At 69.0% G+C, this 19,137-nt stretch carries 12 protein-coding genes and 1 pseudogene; 3 read left to right on the top strand and 10 right to left on the bottom strand.

Annotation, left to right across the window (positions count from 1 at the left end; all coding sequences use genetic code 11):
* Positions 1 to 24: 24 nt before the first annotated feature.
* The 3 genes from SYYSPA8_RS13285 to SYYSPA8_RS13275 all read right to left on the bottom strand — a co-directional run bounded on the left by SYYSPA8_RS13285 (position 25) and on the right by SYYSPA8_RS13275 (position 5,885).
* Positions 25 to 3,336, bottom strand: a complete 3,312-nt coding sequence (locus tag SYYSPA8_RS13285) for a hypothetical protein (RefSeq protein ID WP_323447304.1) — start codon at positions 3,334 to 3,336, stop codon at positions 25 to 27.
* Positions 3,333 to 4,619 (bottom strand): restriction endonuclease-related protein, encoded by a 1,287-nt coding sequence (locus SYYSPA8_RS13280; protein ID WP_323447303.1) that lies wholly within the window; start codon positions 4,617 to 4,619, stop codon positions 3,333 to 3,335. Before SYYSPA8_RS13280 ends, SYYSPA8_RS13285 begins: the two co-directional genes overlap by 4 nt.
* A 69-nt stretch (positions 4,620 to 4,688) precedes the next feature.
* On the bottom strand, positions 4,689 to 5,885 hold the full coding sequence (locus SYYSPA8_RS13275) for a helix-turn-helix transcriptional regulator (RefSeq protein WP_323447302.1): 1,197 nt from the start codon (positions 5,883 to 5,885) through the stop codon (positions 4,689 to 4,691).
* Between the two features lie 197 nt (positions 5,886 to 6,082).
* On the opposite strand from SYYSPA8_RS13275, the gene SYYSPA8_RS13270 reads away from it, so the two are divergent.
* Positions 6,083 to 6,373 (top strand): hypothetical protein, encoded by a 291-nt coding sequence (locus tag SYYSPA8_RS13270; RefSeq protein ID WP_323447301.1) that lies wholly within the window; start codon positions 6,083 to 6,085, stop codon positions 6,371 to 6,373.
* A 114-nt stretch (positions 6,374 to 6,487) separates the two neighbouring features.
* Positions 6,488 to 6,709 (top strand): hypothetical protein, encoded by a 222-nt coding sequence (locus SYYSPA8_RS13265; RefSeq protein WP_323447300.1) that lies wholly within the window; start codon positions 6,488 to 6,490, stop codon positions 6,707 to 6,709.
* 90 nt (positions 6,710 to 6,799) lie between these two features.
* Here the strand turns inward: SYYSPA8_RS13265 and SYYSPA8_RS13260 are convergent, their stop codons facing one another.
* From SYYSPA8_RS13260 to SYYSPA8_RS13240, 5 genes and pseudogenes are all read right to left on the bottom strand, one after another.
* The gene (locus SYYSPA8_RS13260; RefSeq protein WP_323447299.1) at positions 6,800 to 7,717 is read right to left on the bottom strand and encodes a recombinase family protein; all 918 of its coding nucleotides are present in this window, start codon (positions 7,715 to 7,717) and stop codon (positions 6,800 to 6,802) included.
* A gap of 155 nt (positions 7,718 to 7,872) precedes the next feature.
* Complete coding sequence (locus SYYSPA8_RS13255; protein WP_456115161.1) at positions 7,873 to 9,039, bottom strand: IS30 family transposase; 1,167 nt, start codon at positions 9,037 to 9,039, stop codon at positions 7,873 to 7,875.
* A gap of 150 nt (positions 9,040 to 9,189) precedes the next feature.
* The gene (locus SYYSPA8_RS13250) at positions 9,190 to 9,615 is read right to left on the bottom strand and encodes a hypothetical protein (RefSeq protein WP_221354668.1); all 426 of its coding nucleotides are present in this window, start codon (positions 9,613 to 9,615) and stop codon (positions 9,190 to 9,192) included.
* Positions 9,612 to 11,495: a hypothetical protein gene (locus SYYSPA8_RS13245; protein WP_323447297.1), complete on the bottom strand. Its 1,884-nt coding sequence runs from the start codon at positions 11,493 to 11,495 to the stop codon at positions 9,612 to 9,614. Before SYYSPA8_RS13245 ends, SYYSPA8_RS13250 begins: the two co-directional genes overlap by 4 nt.
* 330 nt (positions 11,496 to 11,825) lie before the next feature.
* Positions 11,826 to 12,780 (bottom strand): annotated as a pseudogene (locus SYYSPA8_RS13240) (Tn3 family transposase); the annotation flags it as partial.
* Between SYYSPA8_RS13240 and SYYSPA8_RS13235 the strand changes: the two are divergent.
* Positions 12,731 to 13,516, top strand: coding sequence for a hypothetical protein (locus SYYSPA8_RS13235; RefSeq protein WP_323447406.1), 786 nt, complete (start codon positions 12,731 to 12,733; stop codon positions 13,514 to 13,516). The pseudogene SYYSPA8_RS13240 and the gene SYYSPA8_RS13235 sit on opposite strands and share 50 nt — an antisense overlap.
* Before the next feature lie 1,108 nt (positions 13,517 to 14,624).
* On the opposite strand, the gene SYYSPA8_RS13230 is transcribed toward SYYSPA8_RS13235, so the two are convergent.
* Complete coding sequence (locus tag SYYSPA8_RS13230; protein ID WP_323447296.1) at positions 14,625 to 18,119, bottom strand: WD40 repeat domain-containing protein; 3,495 nt, start codon at positions 18,117 to 18,119, stop codon at positions 14,625 to 14,627.
* A gap of 120 nt (positions 18,120 to 18,239) precedes the next feature.
* The gene (locus SYYSPA8_RS13225) at positions 18,240 to 19,109 is read right to left on the bottom strand and encodes an alpha/beta hydrolase (RefSeq protein ID WP_323447295.1); all 870 of its coding nucleotides are present in this window, start codon (positions 19,107 to 19,109) and stop codon (positions 18,240 to 18,242) included.
* Positions 19,110 to 19,137: the final 28 nt, after the last annotated feature.

Raw genomic sequence — 19,137 nt, 5'->3', positions numbered from 1 at the left:
TGTTGCCGGGACGGCGGGGCGGGTTCACTGGCCGGTGTCGGGAACGCCGGCGTAGGAGAGGAAGGCGTTCAGGGCCTGTCCGTAGAGCTCGTTCATGGTGGATCGCTGTTCGGAGGTCCAGTTGTCGTGGATCCGTCGGATGATGGTGGCGAGGTCAGCACTGAACTTGGTGTCATGGAGGGAGTGGTCGACGATGTGGAGGATCATGTCGGTTTCCCCGCGGCGTGCGCGGCCTGCGAGCTGAACGAGCTGGACGAGCAGTCCGGCGATCAGTTCCTCCTGGAGTTCGTGCGCCATCTGGGAGAACCGGGAGGGCGATTGAAGAATGCGACGGAGCTGTTTCCACGCGGCCAGGTGTGCCGCTTCGATACCCAGCATCGGGTCGTCTCCGCAGCAGGCATGCAGGGCGTTGATACCGGCGGCGTTCACTGATCCGTGGATCCACTCGGTGTCCTCGATACTGAGAACCGGGCGGACACAGAGGAAGATCTCGCTGACGGCCGAGCGGGTGCCCACGACGATGTTGAGGCCGCGGGCGATCACCGCCAGCGGGGCGACCAGGATCTGCCCGTGCTCGGGGAACTGTTCCAGTTCCTCGCGGACCATGCGGCGCACGTGCTGGGGAAGGTGTTCCTCGTAGTCGCGCCTGCGGTGGTCCTTGACCAGCAGGCAGATGCGGTGGCGGAGTCCTTCTGCCTGGGCCAGGCCATGGGCGATGTAGGCGCACTGCTCGTAGGAGTTCGCGGTGAGGATCACTCTGGCGCGGTCTTCGTCCTTCTTTTTCTCGAGCCGGGCCAGGCGGCGGGAGAGCTGTTGCTCGTACAGCAGCCGTCCGAGGTCCCGCAGGACCGCCGGCTTCTTCTCGGCCCAGATGCCCCCTACGCGCAAGGGCTCTCCGCCGTCGCCCAGGCTGGGGTCGATCACGGGCGTCGCGCGGGTGACGATCGACCGCGGGCGGGTGTCGGGAAGCCACCAGGCGACGGGGGCATGTACGTGTTCCTGGACGGCCTGGGGGAAGAAGGCGGTGGCTGACAGGCCCAGGACCGGTCGCTGGACTCCGGCCACCATGAGGGCGGTCAGGCCGCCCAGTTCACTGACGAAGGTGTGCGGGTCGCCCTCGAAGCTGCGTGACAGCAGTTCGGCTTCGGATTCGCGGGCTTCGAGGCCGCGGATCTGGTAGCCGCTGATGGAGCGCCCCAGGGCGGACAGGGGGTACAGGGTGGCGACGGTGCTCTTGTTCAGGACGTCCAGGATCTTGCGCACGGAGGCGAGGTTTGTGTGGATCAGCGTGGTCGCCTGGCGGCGCAGGTGGTCCAGGCTTGCGTCGAGTTCACGCAGGACGGTGCGCGTGGCGAGCAGGTTGATGAGTGCGGCGCGGCGGTTACCGTCGGGAACGCTCTCCCTGAGGAGCTCGTGGAGCGACTGCTGGACCAGGTCGAGGTAGTTCTCCCCGCGGGAGGCGATGAGTGCGGCCAGCGCGCGTTGGACACCGGGCCAGTCGACGGTGTTCGTCGGCGGATCGGGCTGGTCACCGTCGGGTGCGCTCCACAGCTCGGGCATGAGGTGTTCGAGGAAGCGGTGGAGGTGCTGGGGAATGCTGTCCGGTTCGGGTGTCTGCTGGGGGAAGAGCAGGCGCAGGATTTCACGGTCACGGGAGTGTGCGAGCCGCCAGCCGTCGTTGTCCCGTGAGGATCCGCCGGGTGTCTGTGCCTCGTTGCCGGGGTTGAGCTTCAGTGCTCTGGATCCCAGCCACAGCAGGAGGAACTCGACCATCAGGCGGGCGTGACTGACCGGGGCGAGGATTTGCTCCTGGTTCGCTGTCGGCAGCCGGCGCGCGTCCTCGTCGGTCTCGCGCAGGACACTGGTCCGTTTACGGGAGGCCAGGACGAGCTCGGAGGTGCAGGCGCCGATTGCGGTGGTCTGGAAGGCGTCGATCTCGTCGATGACCAGGGCGTCGTAGGAGCGCAGAGCGAGTTCCAGTGCGCTCACTCCCGCTGTTCCACGGATTTGGCCACGCCATTCCTGTCCGTCGATGACGGCTCCCGTGCGCAGGGTGCCTTCGAGGAGGTTTGCGTGGTTGGTGACCATGACGGCGGCGCTGGCGGCCTCGTAGACGGGGCGGAATTTGTCGCACACGGGAAGGAAGGGGCAGGCGTGTGTGCTGTCTGCCTCCGGCGAGGTGAGGGTCAGGCAGTTCTCCTTGCCCGGCGGGTACAGGCCGGGCGGGTCCATCAGGCGGCGCTGTGCACAGCCGTAGGCGAGGTGGGAGATGTCGCGCTGTCCGCGCAGTTCCCATTCGGTGATGCGGGTCGAGGGTGTCAGGGCGGCATAGTCCATGGCCCTGCGGTGCATGCCGGCGGCGGACATCAGCGGTGCGCAGTAGGCGGGTTGGTCGAGCTTGCCTGTCTCGTACAGCCAGGCGAGGTCGTTGTTGATGTCCCAGGCCATGTTCAAGGTGGCGCGCACGTCGGTGAGGCCGAGGGCCAGCCGTTTCCCGTTGAGCGCTGCCCAGGACGCCATGACGCGTACCAGGACGGTCTTGCCGCTGCCGGTCGGGGCGTTCAGGATCCGCAGCAGTCCGGTGACCAGTTCGAGTTCTTCCAGCGTCCCGGACCGGGATTTGAGCCGTTTGAGGAACGTGTCGAGCACGTCGCGCAGGTAGGCGACGGTGGTGTGGCGTGAGCTGAGCCACTGGGCGACGGTCTTCAGTTCCTCCACCGGTGGCGCCATACGGGGTGCTGCCGGTGCCGTGGTCAGGTGCGGAAGTGCCTCATGGCCCGGGGCCTTCCGGAACAAGGGGGTTTCGCGGAAGGTGATATCCCTGCTGGTGATGCCGTGCTGGGGGCCGAGGTAGGTGGTGCGGGTCTTCCAGGTTCCGGGGCCGGCGAAGGGGGCTGCCCTCGGGCGCTTGCCGAAGGTGAAGAAGGGGCCTGTCGCCCGCTCGGCGTACCCGAGGAAGTCGCCGCCGACCTTGAGCAGCACGGCTTCTGCCCGGTGGACGTCTTCGCCCGCCATGACGATGGTTCCGCCCGACCCGTCCTCGCCCTCTGCGTCCGGTGCGAGCAGGCCGAGGAAGGCGAGGACGGCACTGCGGAATCTTCGGGGGTCCGACCACTCGTCGGGCATCAGCTGGGTCACCTGGCGGTACAGCCGGCGCTCGGTGAGGGGCAGCAGGGGCCAGCGGTCCCACGCCTGGGGCCGCCGGTGGGCGAAGAACGCGGCGTCACGGAAGGTGGCCACCACGTTGCCGTCGGCGTCCTTGCGGCGGAAGTAGTGCGCGGCCAGCGCGAGCGCTCCCATGAGGGCTGCGCTCCGGGACGTGGTGTCCGTGCTCATGCCCGCCCCTCCCGGATGTGCGAGATGACCCTCTCGACGTACTCGCTCGAGGAAAGGGCCCGCATCCCGTATCTGCGGCACACGAGGTCGAGCTGCGGGACCTGGTGCCTGTGGTGATCGGGTACCACGAGCCACTGGGCATGGCCCCGGTCCCCGCCGTCCATATGGAGTTTGTTGATGAGCTGTGTGACGAAGGTGTAGACCTTGACGTCGGCCGGGAAGAGAGTCCTGCGGCCGGGGCCTTCCCCTTGGGCGATGTGGAGGTCGATGCGGTCCCCGTCCGGCCACACCTCCGCGTGCCAGCCCGTACCGTCCAGTTCCTCGTCGATCACGCTCTGGAGCCGAAGCTCCGGCCAGCCGGGGATACAGGTGCACCGCCACACTGATCTGACCAGGACCTTGAACCCCTCGACCGGCCGGGCCAGGGGTACCTCTGGCACACAGCCCGTCCACAGATCGGCCTCCCGGCCAGCCGGTCTGCGGCACTCGATGACCGGGTTGAGTACCGGTGCTTCCTTCACCGCGGGACGGAACACGTAGGAGGCGCCCGTCTCCTCGTGCCACGGGTACAGGCACCGGGCCGTTCCCTGGGCCTTGCCTCCGGTGGAGCCGACCGAGATCTTCATTGGCCACCGGCACGCGGGGCAGGGGAACCACCAGCCGCCGTAGCGGGCATGCTGGGGAACAGGCTGGTAGAAGTCCAGGGCCCGTGTCGGCAGGTTGAGGTCGGCGAGCAGCGGCACGCTCCCCGACCAGTGAGGGAGCTCGGCTTGCAGGACCACGGGGTGCTCGATCAGGTTTCTGCGGTGCCGTTCGTAGAACGGGCCCTTGATCGCGCTGAACACGGTCTCCTGGCTGTATTCGCCCTCCACTGCACCGTAGGTGACCCGGCTGTCGAACCGGCCCACCTTCTTGGCCGCCCGGATGACTCGCTCCGCCTCCACCTGGAAGTCGAATGCGGTACTCGTTGTCACCCCGTCCGGGTCCAGGAATCGGAATCCGTCCGAGGAGCCCGGGTCCGCCCAGGCCGGCATCAGCCCGTCCAGTGCGCCGGCCTGCTCACCCCCCAGGCGCGCCAGCAGATCCACAAAACGGATACGGTGCCCGGGCCCCGCCGCGGTCATCAAGGCCCCCTGCGCCTCGACGATGCATTCCAGCCGCTCTGGTCCACTCAGGTCCTCGCGGGTCAGAGCGTTCCCGCACACCGCGAAAGCCACCGCCGCTTCCAGCAGCACCTCGGTGCGGCACAGTTCTCCGTCATCAACCTCTGCTTCGCCCTTCACGACGGGAACGTACGCCGCCCGGGCACCTGCTCCGTGGACCAAGCGGGCAAGGTCACCCGGACGGAGCCGTCAGATGCCGGCGGTGTCCACCTCGGGATACAGCCCCCTGTACGTTTCCAGATAATCCCGTAGATGTCCTCCGCCGCTGCTGGTCAGAAACCAGTAGCACGGACCGGCGGACACCCCCTCGGGATGCCTCAGTTCGATGAACCCGCGGCTGACACCGTTGTTTCCCGGCCTGCGTCCCACCGCGAGCACATGCGGGCCCCTGCCTGCCAGCGAACCGTCCAGTCCCCTGCTTCCGGCCCGGGCGACCCGCACCAGAATCTGCCACAGCCACGGCGACAGCAACGGCTGTGGCGGACGCTGATCCGGGCGTACCCCGAGCCCGGCATGGACTGCGGCCCGCCCCCGGGGGGTCAGCTCCACACAGGTTCGCCGGACCTCACCCGCACCTGCGACGATCACCAGGTCCCGGTGGGCCAGCAGCAGCCCCCGGCGGATGAGCGCCTCAACAGTCGATCCAGCCCCCGGGTCATGAACTCCTTCACGGCGCAGCCGCTCCTGCAGCGGGGTGTATCCCACCACCTCCGGGGGAGCGGCGAGGGCCAGCATGACCCCGCGCCGTCGCCCGGCCTCTGCACCCCGGCATGCGGGAGCGGACCGGCTGCTCGCGTCCGTCCGCTTCTGCAGAAAGATGCAGGCCAAGTAGAGGCGTTGGCGGCTGTTCAGGTCCTGCCAGGCCGCCAGGCCCATTTTGCTGGGACGGGGCTGCTGCCTCGGCGGCAGCGCGGGAGTGAGGTCGCCAGGACGGCTCCGGCGCCAGGCGTCCATCACGACACGTTCCGGGATCCGGTAGGCCTTAGCCAGCCTCCTCACCAGTTCACCCGCACGCTCCGGTGACAATTTCTCACCGGCGGCAAGAGGGCCGCCCCGCTCCAGGGCGCGCAGCGTCGCCGCGTCGACGCCCATGGTGCCCCGGGCCCGGACGAGGGTTGCGGCATCATCCGCGCTGAGTCCGGCGTCACGGCGGAGATCGGCCAGAGTCTCGGTGCCCCGCGGGCGTCCGGACAGATCCTGTGCATCGCACCGCAGCGCTCGCAGCAGGCGTCCGAAGGAGCGGTCGCCGGGCGTACTGCGGCCCGCCTGCCAGTTAAGCACGGTACGGGGGGTCACTCCCACGGCGTCAGCCAGGTCCCTGACCGTCATGCCTCGCAGCTCTCTCTGCCTGGCCAGCGCACGCGGGAGAATCGAGGATCGACCCATACCGGGAGGATAGCGGGGTTGAGTAGTAGCGGTACAGCCATTAACGCTAAGCACTTGATCTTGGCTGCGCCGGGTGCCGGTACGCCCTGCGGCGCCGGTCGTTAGTCGGTCATGACTACTGATCAGACCGCTGACCCGGCAGGGGATGTCTTCGACGCCCCGGATCAGCCGACGAGGGATGGCAGCACGCGGACCTGGTGGACCTGCGGCCCGGCCCGATCGGCGCGGTCGCCGTCGCGCTGACGCACGAGCGCCTCAGCGAGCAGTGCGACGTGACCCTGTACCTCGACCCGGAGTCGGCGGAGCACGGCTACCGCTTACGCGCCGCCTACACCGACTGCGACGAACCGGGTGACGGCGAGGCCCAGCACGCCGACCTCGGCAGTGTCGAGGTCCTGCGGATCTCCGGGTACGGCACGTGGGCCCAGCAGGGCCTCGCCGCCGCCCTGCGCACGGCGGCCGACCTGCTGGAGAAGGCAGGGAGCTGACCCGGCCCCGACGAGCGTTGTCTTCGCAGGCCACTGCTACGGGTGCACCGTGGACGGCCAACACCGTAACCAAGGCGCAAAGCCGCCTCAGCGCCCCAACTACACTCCGACTTCATGACGACGATCTACAAGACCCAGGAGTGGAAAGGCCACGGGAAGCAGAACTACTACTGGAACGAGTACAGGCTCGAAGGCGACACCGTCGTCAAGTACAAGTGCCACCGGCAGAAGTTCTTCGACGGCGATGAGAACACCTGGCAGGAGGACGAATCGTTCCAGGAGTCCTGGGGAATTGGCGAGCCGAGCATGCCCGACTGGCTGAGGCGGTATCTCTGATCGCGGGTATCGGGCGGGGTGCGCGGGTTTCTTCGGGATGCCGGTCTCGGGGAGCATCGGTACAGCGGTTGGCGCTGAGATTGATCATGGTCAGGGTGTGAGCGCACTGACCCGGTTCTCGTACTCGCGGCGGGCCTTGCGCTGGGCCGGGACCGCGGGGACGCCCTGGCAGCCGTCGAGCGGCTGGCAGCGGGCGAGGAGCTGGCGGTGCACGGCGGGGACGGCGCTGACGCGCAGGGTGTAGCCCTGGCCGCGCCGTACGGCCACCCCTTGGTCGAGCGCGGCCCGCTCGGCGGGCTCCAGCTCGGTGGTGCGGAGGTAGTCGGCGACCTTGCCCGGCATGTCGAGCGTGACCGGCGGCTCCGGGGCGGGCGCGTCCTCCCCGCTGGCGGTGTGCTCGGGCAGGAGGTCGGCGACGGCGGTCCGGATCGCGCCGCGGCTGACCCGGTGGTCGCGGGCGAGGGCGGCGATGGAGCGGCCCTCCAGGTACGCGGTGCGCACGCCGGCGGCCGTCGCGACCGCGACGGCGGGGCGGCGCCCGCCCTTGTTGCCCTTGGCCTCGGCGGCGCGCAGTCCGTCGTAGGTCAGCTCACGCTGGAGGTCGCGCTGGAGTTCACCGGCGGCGGCGAGGGTCTGCACCATGAACTTCACGGTGGACAGCAACTCGCCAGTGCGCGGGTGGCGGGCGGTGAGGTCCATGGCGGAGAACGCGCCGTCGTGGATGCGCAGGGCGAGACGGTCGCGGTGGAGGACGTCGAGCACGTCGAGGATGTGCTGGTTGCCGCGCACGAGGCGGAACATCTCGGAGATGTGCACGGTGTCGCCCGGCCGCGCGTACGTCAGCAGCTCGCCGAACTTCGGACGCTGGAGGGGGTGGAGGCGGCTGGAGGTGCCAGGGTCCTCCTCGAAGACGACGGGGTCCTCGATCCCGGCTTCGGCCAGGACGAGGTCCTGCCGGGCGGTGGACTGCTGGTCGGTCGAGACCCGCTTGTAGACCAGGTTCGCCACCGTGGGCCCCTTCCGTACGGAGGATCGGACCCTATCTGTCGTCAAACCCTGTCAGCAATCACCATCGGATCTGATTGGATTCACGCCGCCTCGAACCCCGGGATTGCACGTGTTCATTGGACGTCCCGTCCGTCTGTCGTCAAACGATGACGGCCTCAAGCAGTCAACGCATCACCGCTGGTCAGGAGCTGAGCATAGACCTCTGACGGGCTCTGGTAGTTGTGGGTCTTGCGGGGGCGGTTGTTCAGCTCCTCGGCGATGACGTCCAGGTCGGCCTGGCTGAGTTTTCGGAGGTCCGAGCCCTTGGGGAGGTACTGGCGAAGGAGCCGGTTCGTGTTCTCGTTGGTGCCGCGCTGCCACGGGCTGCGGGGCTTGCAGAGGTAGACCGGCATGCCGGTCGCGGCCGTGATCGCCCGGTGCTCCGCCATCTCCCGCCCGCGGTCCCAGGTCAGAGTGCGCCGCATCAGAGGAGGAATGCCGAGCAGGCTGCTGGTCAGGTACGGGGTGACCTGCTCGGCCTTGATGCCCTCCGGCAGAGCGACCAGGGCCGTGTACCGGCTCGTGCGCTCGACGAGCGTGGCAATCGCCGACGGGCGTGTTCCCATCACGAGATCCCCCTCCCAGTGTCCCGGAACGGCGCGGTCCTCCACCTCGGCCGGGCGCTCGCTGATGGACACCATGTCCCTGATGATCCCCCGGCCGGAGGGTCGCCGGGCCTTCTTCGGCTGGCGCATCGGGCGCGCGGTCCGCAGCCGCTGGGTGAGCTTGCGGTTGATGGTCTGGCGGCGGCGCGGATCGTAGAGCGAGAGGTAGATCGCCTCGTGTGAGATCCGCATCGCGGGCACGTCGGGAAAACATCGTCGTAGCCAGCCGGAGATCTGCTCCGGCGACCAGCTCAGCGCGAGCTTCTCCTCCACGAGGGCCCGCAGCACGGGCAGATCGGCCAGCTTGGCCGCCTTCGACCGGCGGGCACGTCGGTACGCCTCCTGGTCCGCGGCGGTGGCCCGGTACAGCTGCCGGCCGCCGTTGCGCGCGATCTCCCGGGAGACGGTCGACGGTGGCCTCCCCAGGCGGGCAGCGATATGCCGGGCAGACTCGCCCGCCGCTATACCGCGCGAGATCTCCTCGCGGTCACCCGGGGTCAGGTGCCGGGCCGAGCGCCTCGGCGGCGCCTGGCGCACACCGCCCGTCTGGGCGAGGAAACTGCGGACGTGGTGCATCGGGACGCCCAGGACTCGCCCCATGGAGTTGAACGACTCACCTTCCCGCCACCGCCGCCATATCTCGTCCTGCTGGATCGCCGAGAACCCGTAGTCACGCACCTGTACCTCCACGATCACATGATCATCTAGAAGGTGGCGCATTGATCATTTGAGGTCGCCATCGTTTGCCGACAGGCCTGGCTGCCCAGCAAGAGATGGCCCCCACCGCTTCGCCTCGGCGGTGGGGGGCCATCTCTGTGCCTTCGTACGTTACCGGGAAGCCCTGCGCGAGGCAGGTCGTCGGGGCGGCCCTCCGAGCGTGGGGAGCCGCTTGGTGTCGAGCGGCCGCAAGACCGTTCCGATCCGACCCTCGATCCTGCGCACGAGGCCCTCCTCGGTGTCCGCTGCCAGCGGGACGACCATCAGGCGGGTCCATCGCGCGGCGCGTCCGCGCAGTACGTGCTCTTGGACGCGGTCACCGACCGAACCCTCGCGGATCGCGCTCCCGGTGTAGCGGATGACGTTCTCGAAGTCGGCGGCGATGTAGACACCCGTCGAGAATTCGTTCCAAGCTCCATCCTCTGTGATCTGCAGGATCGTCGAGGCGGCCGGGATGCGCCGCAGCAGCGCGGTTCCAGCGAGATCGCACGCGGTGTTGTAGTTCTCCGGAGTGAGCGTGCACGTGGAGCGCTTCATCGAGCGTCACCGCTCTCGTCCAGGTCGGCCCGCATCCGGTCGGCCCGGCGGCGGGCGCCCCGCCATTCCGAGACGAGGTCAGTGATCTCGACGAGCGTGTTCCGCATGTTGGAGTTGTCGTACCCCTGCGTGTCCACTAGCGCCACGCCGTCCTGGCCGGTCACGTCGCCGACCCGCTGGGCCGCGTCGAGCAGGTCGTCGAGGCGTGCCTGGAACTCCTTGAGCGCCATCGCGAATCGGTCCTCGGGGCTGGCGTGCGTGATGCCTTCCCCCTCGAACAGGTCGGCGAGTTCGCGCAGCCGCCCAGGGGTGAGGATGTCGGCGTCCACGATCCGCTTGTCCTGCGGCATGGTGCCCTTGGCCAGCTCCTGCGGGTCCCGTCCCGCCCGGCCGTCCAGAACGATCTGGCACAGCTGCCGCAGGCCGACGTCGGTCTTGGCCAGCTGCCGCATGATCTGCTGGGGCTCGGTGTTGCTGCCGCGGCCGCCGAATTCGGAACGGGTCAGCAGCTGGGTGCGGCCCCCTACCAGGTGGTAGCTGGCCAGCGCGGCGAGCTCGGCGATGGCCGGCCCGGCGCCTTCTCCAGCCTGTACGAGCTCGCGAAGCGCCTCGGGCAGCAGGTCGAGCGGGGAGCTGCGGGTCAGCTCGACGCCGCGCAGCACCGACCAGCGCCAGGCCCGGTCGAGCGACGAGCGCAGGGCGGTGAGCCGCTTGTCCGCGGGGAAGCCCCGCAGAGCGACCTCGGCGGCCAGCTGGGTGCGCTCCTCCAGCTTGGGCTTCGCGCCGGTGAGATCGACGATCGCCTCGTTCACCGCGCGGGCTTGGCGCTTGTTCGCGTGAGGGTTCAGTGCGCCACAGGCCAGGACGGCGACCTCGTCGGGACGAAGGTCGTGCTCGCGGTCCGAACCGTCGAGGATGTCGCGGACCCCTTCGGCGGTCATCCCGCTGGGGACGGGCAGCAGACCGCGTTCATAGAGGTTGTCCACCGCGGCGTTCGCCTTGGCGTTCAGCGTCGTCGCGGTGGAGAAGTTCATGGGCGGCGCCATGTGGAGATGCGCCACGAACCGCCGACGGGCTCGGTCGAACCCCCGCGGGGCCGAGAAGCCGATGACCACCCGGGCATTGGGCATGATCGAGCAGCGGACCTTGCGGGCCTGCTCGTCCGTGACCATGTCGCTTCCAGCCCACTCCACAAGATCCCGGAGCAGGTTGGTCGCGCGACGGCTGCCGGGACGCAGGTTCCACGCGACGTCCTTGAACGTGATGCCGAGTCCCTCGTGGCTGGCCACGGTACGGCCGAAGCCATCCGTGGATTCGAGCCTCGTCACGGCGCCCAAGTCAGTGATCACCCGGACGGCACTCAGCCATCCCGGCGTTTCGATACCGCGGTCGAGGATGGAGCCGACGTGCGGATTGTTCGCCACCATGTCGGCGATCCGCGGGGCCATGGCGTCGATCAGCTTGTCGGCCGAGTTCATCTCGAAGGTGAGCAGCGCCTCCCCCTCGACGGCCCCGAACCGAGGCATGCCGATTGTGCCGCGAGCGTGCTCGTCCTCGAACCGGATGTTGTCGGGCGACGGCAGGACGCGCCAGGTCACGACATCGAACTCGATGTACTCGAACTCCTCGGAGCCGAAACGCTGCACCTTCGGCGAGCGCAGGGCCCGGCGAAGCTGCTGCTGGTCGGCAGCAGCGGCGGCCAGCGTCTCGGCCAGCTCCTGGCTCAACCCGGTCGCGATCCCGGCGGCGACGCTCTTGTCGATCACCGCCTGAGAGGCGGGCGGACGCAGTCGCTCACCGATCCGTCGGTGATCAACGACGTCCGACTCGATGCTGAAGGAAAGCTGCGGCTCGACGGCCGAAGTGGGTACATGGGACACGGGAGTCTTCCTCAGTCTCTCGACCTGCTCACCGATTTGGTAAGCAGAGGGCGAGGGCTTGGACCTGACTCGGCACCGTGCCCCCACCTGCCCTCCCGGCCGGGTGGCCGTCCAGGGTTGTGGCGCACACCACCCAACTCACCGCTCTTTCAGGACACCCGCCGGTCAATGACGGATGGAGCCTTGGCTCGACCGGGCCACCGGGATGGCAACGGCCGTACTGAGCAGATGAACTGACGATGATGCAACTAGCCAAGAAGAGTAGCACCCGGTGCGTCGGGTTGCCGTGACGGTCAGCCCCCGTGGGGCGGCACCGGGGCCGACTGCCGTCTACACCCCGTCGTCCTCCTCGTCCTCGGGGATCGGGGCGTTCGGATCGCGCAGCGGGCGCAGGGCGCCGCCGGCCGGGGTGGAGGAGGTGAAGCTGTAGCGCCCCAGGACGTTCAGGTTCTTGTGGCTTGAGCGGGGACAGCCGGGCGATGTCCTCATCCGCGATCTCGTGTCCCTCGGCGCGCAGCTGGGCGACGGCGGCGTCGATGTACTTGGTGGTCCACAGGACAACGGCGTTCAGCACCAGGCCGAGCGCCCCCAGCTGGTCTTCCATGCCGTCGCGGTACGCCTGGTTGATGTGGCCCTTCTTGCCGTGACAGATGTCCCGGGCGAGGGTGTGGCGGGACTCCTGGACGGACAGCTGCTTGCCCATCTGGCGCCGGTAGGTGTCATCGACCGGGTCGACGACCTGGAGCAGGTGCAGGGTCTTGGCGATCCGGCCGTACTCGGCGAACGCCTGCCCCAGCGGGGCCGGCTTGCTCGCGCTGCCGAACATCCGCAGCAGGTCATAGGCGCGGACCTGATTGGTGACCAGCGAGCCCGCGACCCGGAGCATGTCCTCCCAGTGCTGGATCACCTTGTTCAGGTTCACCTTGTTCTTCGCCAGGTCCTCCAGAGCTCCGTACGGGCCGGTCTCGACGCCGTCCATCTCGGCTCTCCAGAACCGCTGGTCGTCCAGGTCGCGAAAGCGCGGGGAGAAGTTGTAGCCCAGGATCTTGAACAGGCCGAACACCATGTCGGAGTAGGAGGCGTTGTCGGTGGCGACCATCTCCGGCTTCACCCCGCCGTCGAGGTTCAGCAGGGCGTCCAGGATGTGCAGGGAGTCGCGCGGGGTGCCGGGCACAACCATCTGCCCGATGCCCGCGACCTGGTCGTTGACGGCGTTCTGCCAGGTGATGCCGCGTTTGAACCCGAAGTACTTTGGGTTGGGGGCGGCGTTGATGGTGCGCACCGGGGGGAAGGCGCTCACTTTCCATCGCGTCGGCCATCTCGCGCAACAGTGCCACCGCCTGCTTCCGCCGGGCGCTCAGGGCGTTGAGCACATCCGGCATGGTGCGGCGGATCCGGTTCCCGGTTCCGGCGTCCGTGCCGCGGCTTGCCTGGGCGCCCATGGAGCCGCGATCGGCGTCGGCGAGCCTGAACGCGGCGAGCCACTGCGGGGCCGTGTAGTGGACCAGCTCGGCGAATGCCTCGTCGTCCGCGTCCGCGGCGGCCAGCAGGTGAGTAATGGTGCCACCCCTGACAATGATACCGGCGCGAGCCTGTGGAAGCCCGACGGTTGCGTCATCCACGCGCGGATTCCACGCCTGTGGCCAGCTCGCCGAGCAGAGCGCGGAGTAGACGCGCAGCCGCTGTGTGACGTGCTGTTCTTCCAGCTTCCCATCAGGGGGCTCGGCCATCCGCTGGCGGATGAGGCGGCTGCGGCGGTCCTTTGGTGTGGGGAAGAACTCGGCGAGCAGCAGGGTGCGGCGCAGCTCGCGCTGTTCGCAGATTCCCGCGCCGGGCGGGCATTGGGGCAGTTGGGTGACCGGCAGCTCTCCGGCGAGCACGTCGAGCGTGGCGGTGTTGATGATTCCAGCGGCGTGGTAGCTCTCCAGGACGCGGCGTCCGACGGCGCGGTTCTGTTCGGCGGTCTCGAACGCCAGGAGGGCGTGGATGTGGTCGCGTCGGTTTCCGGACTGCACTGCTGAGTAGAGCAGTGCGGGTTCGTCGCATCCGAGGACGAGTTGGGCGTCCACGGCGGCGACCTGGAGTGCCTGCCGGGCCAGGTGGCCGTCGGCTCCGGCGTTCGACAGCTCGGCGTTGCGTTTGTCCGTCCACTCGTGGAGGACGGCGGTGATATCGGATGCTGTGAGCAGTGCCGCCTGGTCGGTGTTGAGGATCTGATGTCGGCTGTTGGTCCGGTTGTTGCCCTTGACGGTGGGCCAGGCCCAGAAGTCGGCTCCGGGGGTCCGGTAGACCTGTGCGACCATCAGGCAGGGTTCCTCCTGCCCGTTCTGCAGGAGGTCGGCGGTGAGGTCCTGTCCCCGGCGGCCGTCACCTTCGGTGAGGAGGCGCGCGGCGCGGCGGATGACGTCGGTGACGCGGTCGGCGCTCTCCATCATGATGCTGAGCGCGGCCGTCGGCTCCCCGTCCGGACCGGTCCAGTTGCGGACCGGTGGGAGCGTCCACCTGGATTTGGAGGCGGTCGGGTCGGCTGGGGATACCCAGCGGGTGGCGTTGCGCTCGTTGCGCTCCCAGGTGCTGCCCGCGCAGCCGAGCAGCCGGATGGACAGCGTCAGCGCCTTGACGCCGCGCACGGGGGTCAGGCGGTCGGGGTGGAGCTGTTCGCGCCCGTCCACGGTGAAGGTCAGGTCTTCGACCGGCTCGGCGGCGTAGGCGAACGCGGCCGACAGAGCCTCCCGTGGGGCTTTGACGCCGGGGGTGGCCAGCGCGGCCTCCACCAGGCGTTCCACCATGGCGGGTGTGTACGGGTCCGGGTATGCGGATAACTCGACTGTCGCTGTGGGTGGAGGTCCTGAAACGTAGAGCAAATGGGTGGTGGGATGCTAGCGCCTCTGCAGAGCTGGGCGGGGGGGGGTTACGTGAAGGCTCCCGTCCTTCGAACCCATGATCGACGGGTGAGCGATACGGGTTCACCTTCCGAGGACTCTCCATTCCCTACGAGCTCGTGCATGGTTGGCGGTGAGGCGTCGACGGTTTCGACGTGGCTCTGTGCTCACATTTGCCGAGCCGCGGCCCCTGGACGCGGAGTTGGCTGCCGCTCTGAGCGGCGCACGATTGGGCAACCCAGGTGCTTCAGTGAGACGACTGTGGTGAAAAGTGCGCCACCTCCCCTCTGTAACCGACGACGAATCCCGCTCCAGCGAGGGCGATTTGGTGCGCGCCGTACGGAAGGTGCTGTCGGAGGGTCTCGCGTCCGGTTTCGAGGTCCCAGGCCCTCACCGTGCTGTCGCGGCCGCTGGTGATCGCAAGTGGGGTGCCGTCCCGTCCAGTCGTCACCGTCATGGCGGACAGTGAGCCGCTGTGTCCGGTGAGGGTGTGCCGACGGACCCCCGTGTCCACCTCCCAGACTCTGACGGTCGTGTCGCTGCTGCCGGTGACGGCGAGGAGGGTACCGTCCCGGTCCGCCGTCACTTCCATGACCGTCACCCCGTCGGTGTGGCCCGTGAGGGTGCGACGGAGAGCACCGGTTTCGAGATCCCAGACCTTCACCGTGCTGTCATGGCCGCTGGTGACAGCAAGGAGGGAACCGTCCCGGTCCTCCGTTACCGCCACCATCACCACCCAGTCGGTGTGGCCGGTGAGGGTGTGCCGCAGAGTACCGGTCTCCACCTCCCAGATTCTGACGGCCTGGTCGAGGCCGCTGGTGACAGCAAGCGGGGCGCCGTCCCGTCCAGTCGCCACCGTCATGGCGGACAGCGGGCCCGCGTGACCGGCGAGGGTGCGCCGGAGAGCCCCGGTCTCCACCTCCCAGACCCTCACCGTGCCGTCATGACTGGCGGTGATCGTGAGAAGAGTGCCGTCCCGGTCGGCAGCCACCGCAATGGCCCTTACCGTGTCGGTGTGGCCGGTGAGAGTGTGCCGGAGAGCACCGCTTTCAAGATCCCAGACCTGCACCCTGCCATCATGAGTGCCGGTGGCGACGAGGTGGGTACCGTCCTCATCTGCGGCCACCGTCATGGCGGACAGCGGGCTCGCGTGGCCGGTGAGGGTATGCCGGAGGGTGCCAGTCTGTACGTCCCAGAGCCTCAGCGTGCTGTCGTGGCTGCCGGTGACGGCGAGGAGGGTACCGTCCCGGTCTGCGGCCACCGCAACGGCGGACAGCGGGCCCGCGTGGCCGGTGAGGGTATGCCGAAGGGTGCCGGTTTCCACCTCCCAGACTTTCACCGTGCGGTCGTGGCTGCCGGTGACGGCGAGGAGGATGCCATCCCGGTCCGCAGCCACCGCCACGACCGTCACTGCGCCGGCGTGGTCTGTGAGGGTGCGGCGGAGCGCACCGGTCTCCACCTCCCAGACCCTGACGGTCTGGTCAGGGCCGCTGGTGACGGCGAGGGGTGTGCCGTTCCGGTCTTCTGTCACCGCAACGGCGGACAGCGGGTGGGTGGGATCGATGAGGTTGTGCCCTTGGCCGGGACGGCTGTTGAGGGCCACCCAACGAGGCACGCACAGAGCGCCGGGGTTGTCTGAAGCGGCGTCGGTGATGGTGTGGGCGAGGTCGGGTCGCGCGTTTGCCAGGGCTTGGAGGGCGAGCAGATCACGGCGGGCGTGGAGTTGGTGTCGGCGGGGGTCGTGGGCGGTGCTGGAGCGGTAGATGTCGGCGTTCTGGATGGCCTTCTCGTCACTGGCGTGGGGCAGGTAGGGGGTCAGGGTGTCGGGTTCGGCGTGGAGGAGGTACCGGGGGTCGGTGAGGAGCTGGTCCAGGGCGCTGGTGCCGGCGTGGTGGGCGTGGTCGGCGGCGTGGCGCAGGAGGTAGGGGTCGGCTGTGGCCCAGTCGGGGCTGCCTTGCGGAGTGGTGGGGATGGAGCTGATGAGAGCGTGGTGGAGGGTGGTGGGGTGGGTGTGAGGGGTGGTGTGGTCGGTGAGGGCCTGGTGGAAGTAGCGGTAGAGGAGGCGGTGGTCGGTGTCGGGGGTGGTGCGGAGGTAGAAGGCGGCCTTGCGCAGGGCGCGGTGTGTGTCGGTGAGGGTGGGGGTGGGGTGGTTCGCCGCCGGAGGCTGGTGGGCGAGGGCCGCGGTGTGGATGAGGTTGAGGGGCATTCCCTGGCCGCGGGCCTGGCCCAGGACAGTGAGGACGGGGTGGATCCAGGGGTCGTCCTGGGTGAGTGTGCGCAGGTGGAGGTCGAAGACGGCGGTGATGGAGCATGGGGGGTCGGCGGCTGTGTGGTGGGGCGAGGTGAGGAGGTGGGTGGTGACGGTGGCGGGGTCGGCGCATTCGTCCAGGGCATCCAGGATGATCAGTACGTCCCCGGCGGTGGACAGGGCCTCCAGCAGACGTCTCAAGCTTGAGTCGTTGCGGGATTCTTCGGGCCGGTCTCGTTCCGTGTCCTGGACTTCCGTGTGAAGGCTGGGCGTGGAGTGCAGGTCGGGGCGCTGCTGGGTGAGCTGGTGGCGGAGGGTGTCGGTGATCTGCCCGAGGGTGAGCTGGCGTGCGTGGACGGCGAGCACCGTGCCGGGTGGGGCGGGGGTGAAGTGGCCGGCGGAGAGGGCGATGTGCCGGCCGAAGCGGGGTTCGAGGACAGGGTGGAGCAGGCAGGCGGTGACGCCGAGGAGCGCGGATTTGCCGCTGCCTGGGCTGCCGGTGACCGTGAGCAGGGTGCCGGGGTGGTCGCCGGGGGCGTTGATCCAGTCCTGGATACGGCGGAGCTGGGAGCGGCGTCCGGTGAACAGGGGGAGAGAGGGGTCCTGGTTCCCGGCGGCCCGGGTGGCGAAGTGGAGGGGGTCCAGGCCGGGTGAGCAGGTGAGGGCGAACTCGCGGAGCCGTGGGTCCAGTCCGGGCAGTGGACCGGTGCCGGGGCCGGTGGTGTGGGTGTGGGCGGGGTTGGGGACGAAGGGCTGTTCCTGGGGTGTGACGCTGGGGTGGGTGGTATGGACCAGGGTGCGGCGGCCGGTCCATCCGGCGGCGCGGTCGGTGCGGGCGAGGTGACGGTCGACGGCGGTGGCGAGGGTGTCCAGCGGTACGTGGGGCAGGGCCGGGTCGAGGTCGAGTCCGCCGTCGGCGATCTGCTGAAGGACCTGGGCGGTGGCGGTGGTGAACGCGGCACCGTAGGCCTCGGCATCGGCGGCGCTCGCGGCGATGATCCACACGTTGCGGGGAGCGTCCTGCCGGTGGCGGGCGGCCAGGTCGGCGAGCTGCTGCTGCACGACAGCCTGCCCGGCCTGGCATACGTCCAGGAGGAACAGCACCGGTCGGTCGCTGAGTTCGGCCGTGAGCAGGAGTTCGCCGAAGCTGATGCAGCTGTCGGCCAGCTGGCCGGTGGTGGCTCCGGAGGCCGCCAGGAACAGGGTCCCTCCGGCCTCGGTGCCGTGACCGGCGAAGTGGACGATCAGAGGCTCCCCGCGCGTGGCGGTCGTCCGTAATCGTTTCCAGCGGCCGAGGAAGGTGTCCCGGTCGCATTCCAGCAGCGCGTCCCCACCGGTGTCGACTGCGTGCCGGCCCAGCGCGGAGGCGAGTTCACGGGTCGCAGGCCCCACCGGTGGCAGCGGCGGGAAAGGACCGTCCCCGTTGGCCAGTTCGTCCTCGCCCGCGTACGGCTCGGGAAAGTCGCCGACGCCTGCCACCAGCGCCCTAACCATCGCGCCCCCTGTTCTGTCCCCTCACCGGGCCGTCCCGGCCACGGGCTGCCCGGCTCCACCCGGCACGTGCCGCGACGTCTCCTTCGGCGGGGCGTCACGGGCGTGCGCGGTTGTGTGCTGTCAGGAAATGTAGGGCGTGATGGCGGCCGCGAGCAGGCCGTTGCCGAGATACGCGCCGAGACTGTGGAAATCGATCCCGTTGTCGCAGGTCTCATCGGCGTCGACGGGAAACACCTCGCCCAGCTTCGGCGGCACCGCGACCAGGTCTCCCACATCGGCGATGTTCACCCAACGCCCCAAGCCTAAGGGCCTGGCGCCCCGGCCCGCTCGCAGCGGCGGGTCCAACCGCCGGGCCAGCGACGGCACCCGCAGTGGCGAGCCGACCGTCACCAGCAATTCCACCTCCAGATCCGGATGGGCGTGCAGGGTCTCGTAGGTGATGTAGGAACCCAGTGAATGGGCGATCACTACCGCCGGTGCCTCGCGCCGGATCACCCCCGCGACCCTCTCCTGGACCAGCTCACGCCGCCCCGGCCACGCCGTGTATGCGTCCGCCTCTCTCAGGCTCGCCACGATCACCCGCTCCAGCCGGTTCACAACCTGCTCCTGCGCTATCCGGGACAGCCGGCCGCCGCGTGCGCCGACCAGCTGGTCCAGCCACGTGCGGAGGAACTCCGTCGGTCTGCCCTGCGGATCGCCGGGTCCGCAGTATCCCGCTGTCACCAGCCACTCCGCCGCGTCCCGCCGTTGCCCGGCCGTCATCGAGGTGAAGTTCTCCCCGCCACCCGGGGACTGGGACCATGCGGGAGTATCGCGGCGCAGCAGATCCGCGTAGTAGGCCATCACCACCTCCGGCTCGTCCACCGGGAACCGCGCCAGGCTCTCGACCAGCCGTGGCCGGCACCGGGCGACGTGCCGTGCCGCCGCGACCTGTGGCTCCACGCCCGCGAGATAGTTGAAGATCCCGTGCACCAGCACGATCGGCGCCATCGCACACCCCCACGTCCGGCCGGTCCCG

The organism is Streptomyces yaizuensis, assembly GCF_034961445.1.
Taxonomy (GTDB): domain Bacteria; phylum Actinomycetota; class Actinomycetes; order Streptomycetales; family Streptomycetaceae; genus Streptomyces; species Streptomyces yaizuensis.
The sequence above is the reverse complement of the archived record's forward strand: the minus strand, read 5'-3'. Positions and strand labels throughout refer to the sequence as shown.

Coding starts and splice junctions, on each gene's coding strand:
- SYYSPA8_RS13230 (WP_323447296.1), bottom strand. CDS start 18,119: ATGGTTAGGGCGCTGGTGGCAGGCGTCGGCGACTTTCCCGAGCCGTAC.
- SYYSPA8_RS13285 (WP_323447304.1), bottom strand. CDS start 3,336: ATGAGCACGGACACCACGTCCCGGAGCGCAGCCCTCATGGGAGCGCTC.
- SYYSPA8_RS13275 (WP_323447302.1), bottom strand. CDS start 5,885: ATGGGTCGATCCTCGATTCTCCCGCGTGCGCTGGCCAGGCAGAGAGAG.
- SYYSPA8_RS13225 (WP_323447295.1), bottom strand. CDS start 19,109: ATGGCGCCGATCGTGCTGGTGCACGGGATCTTCAACTATCTCGCGGGC.
- SYYSPA8_RS13265 (WP_323447300.1), top strand. CDS start 6,488: ATGACGACGATCTACAAGACCCAGGAGTGGAAAGGCCACGGGAAGCAG.
- SYYSPA8_RS13250 (WP_221354668.1), bottom strand. CDS start 9,615: ATGAAGCGCTCCACGTGCACGCTCACTCCGGAGAACTACAACACCGCG.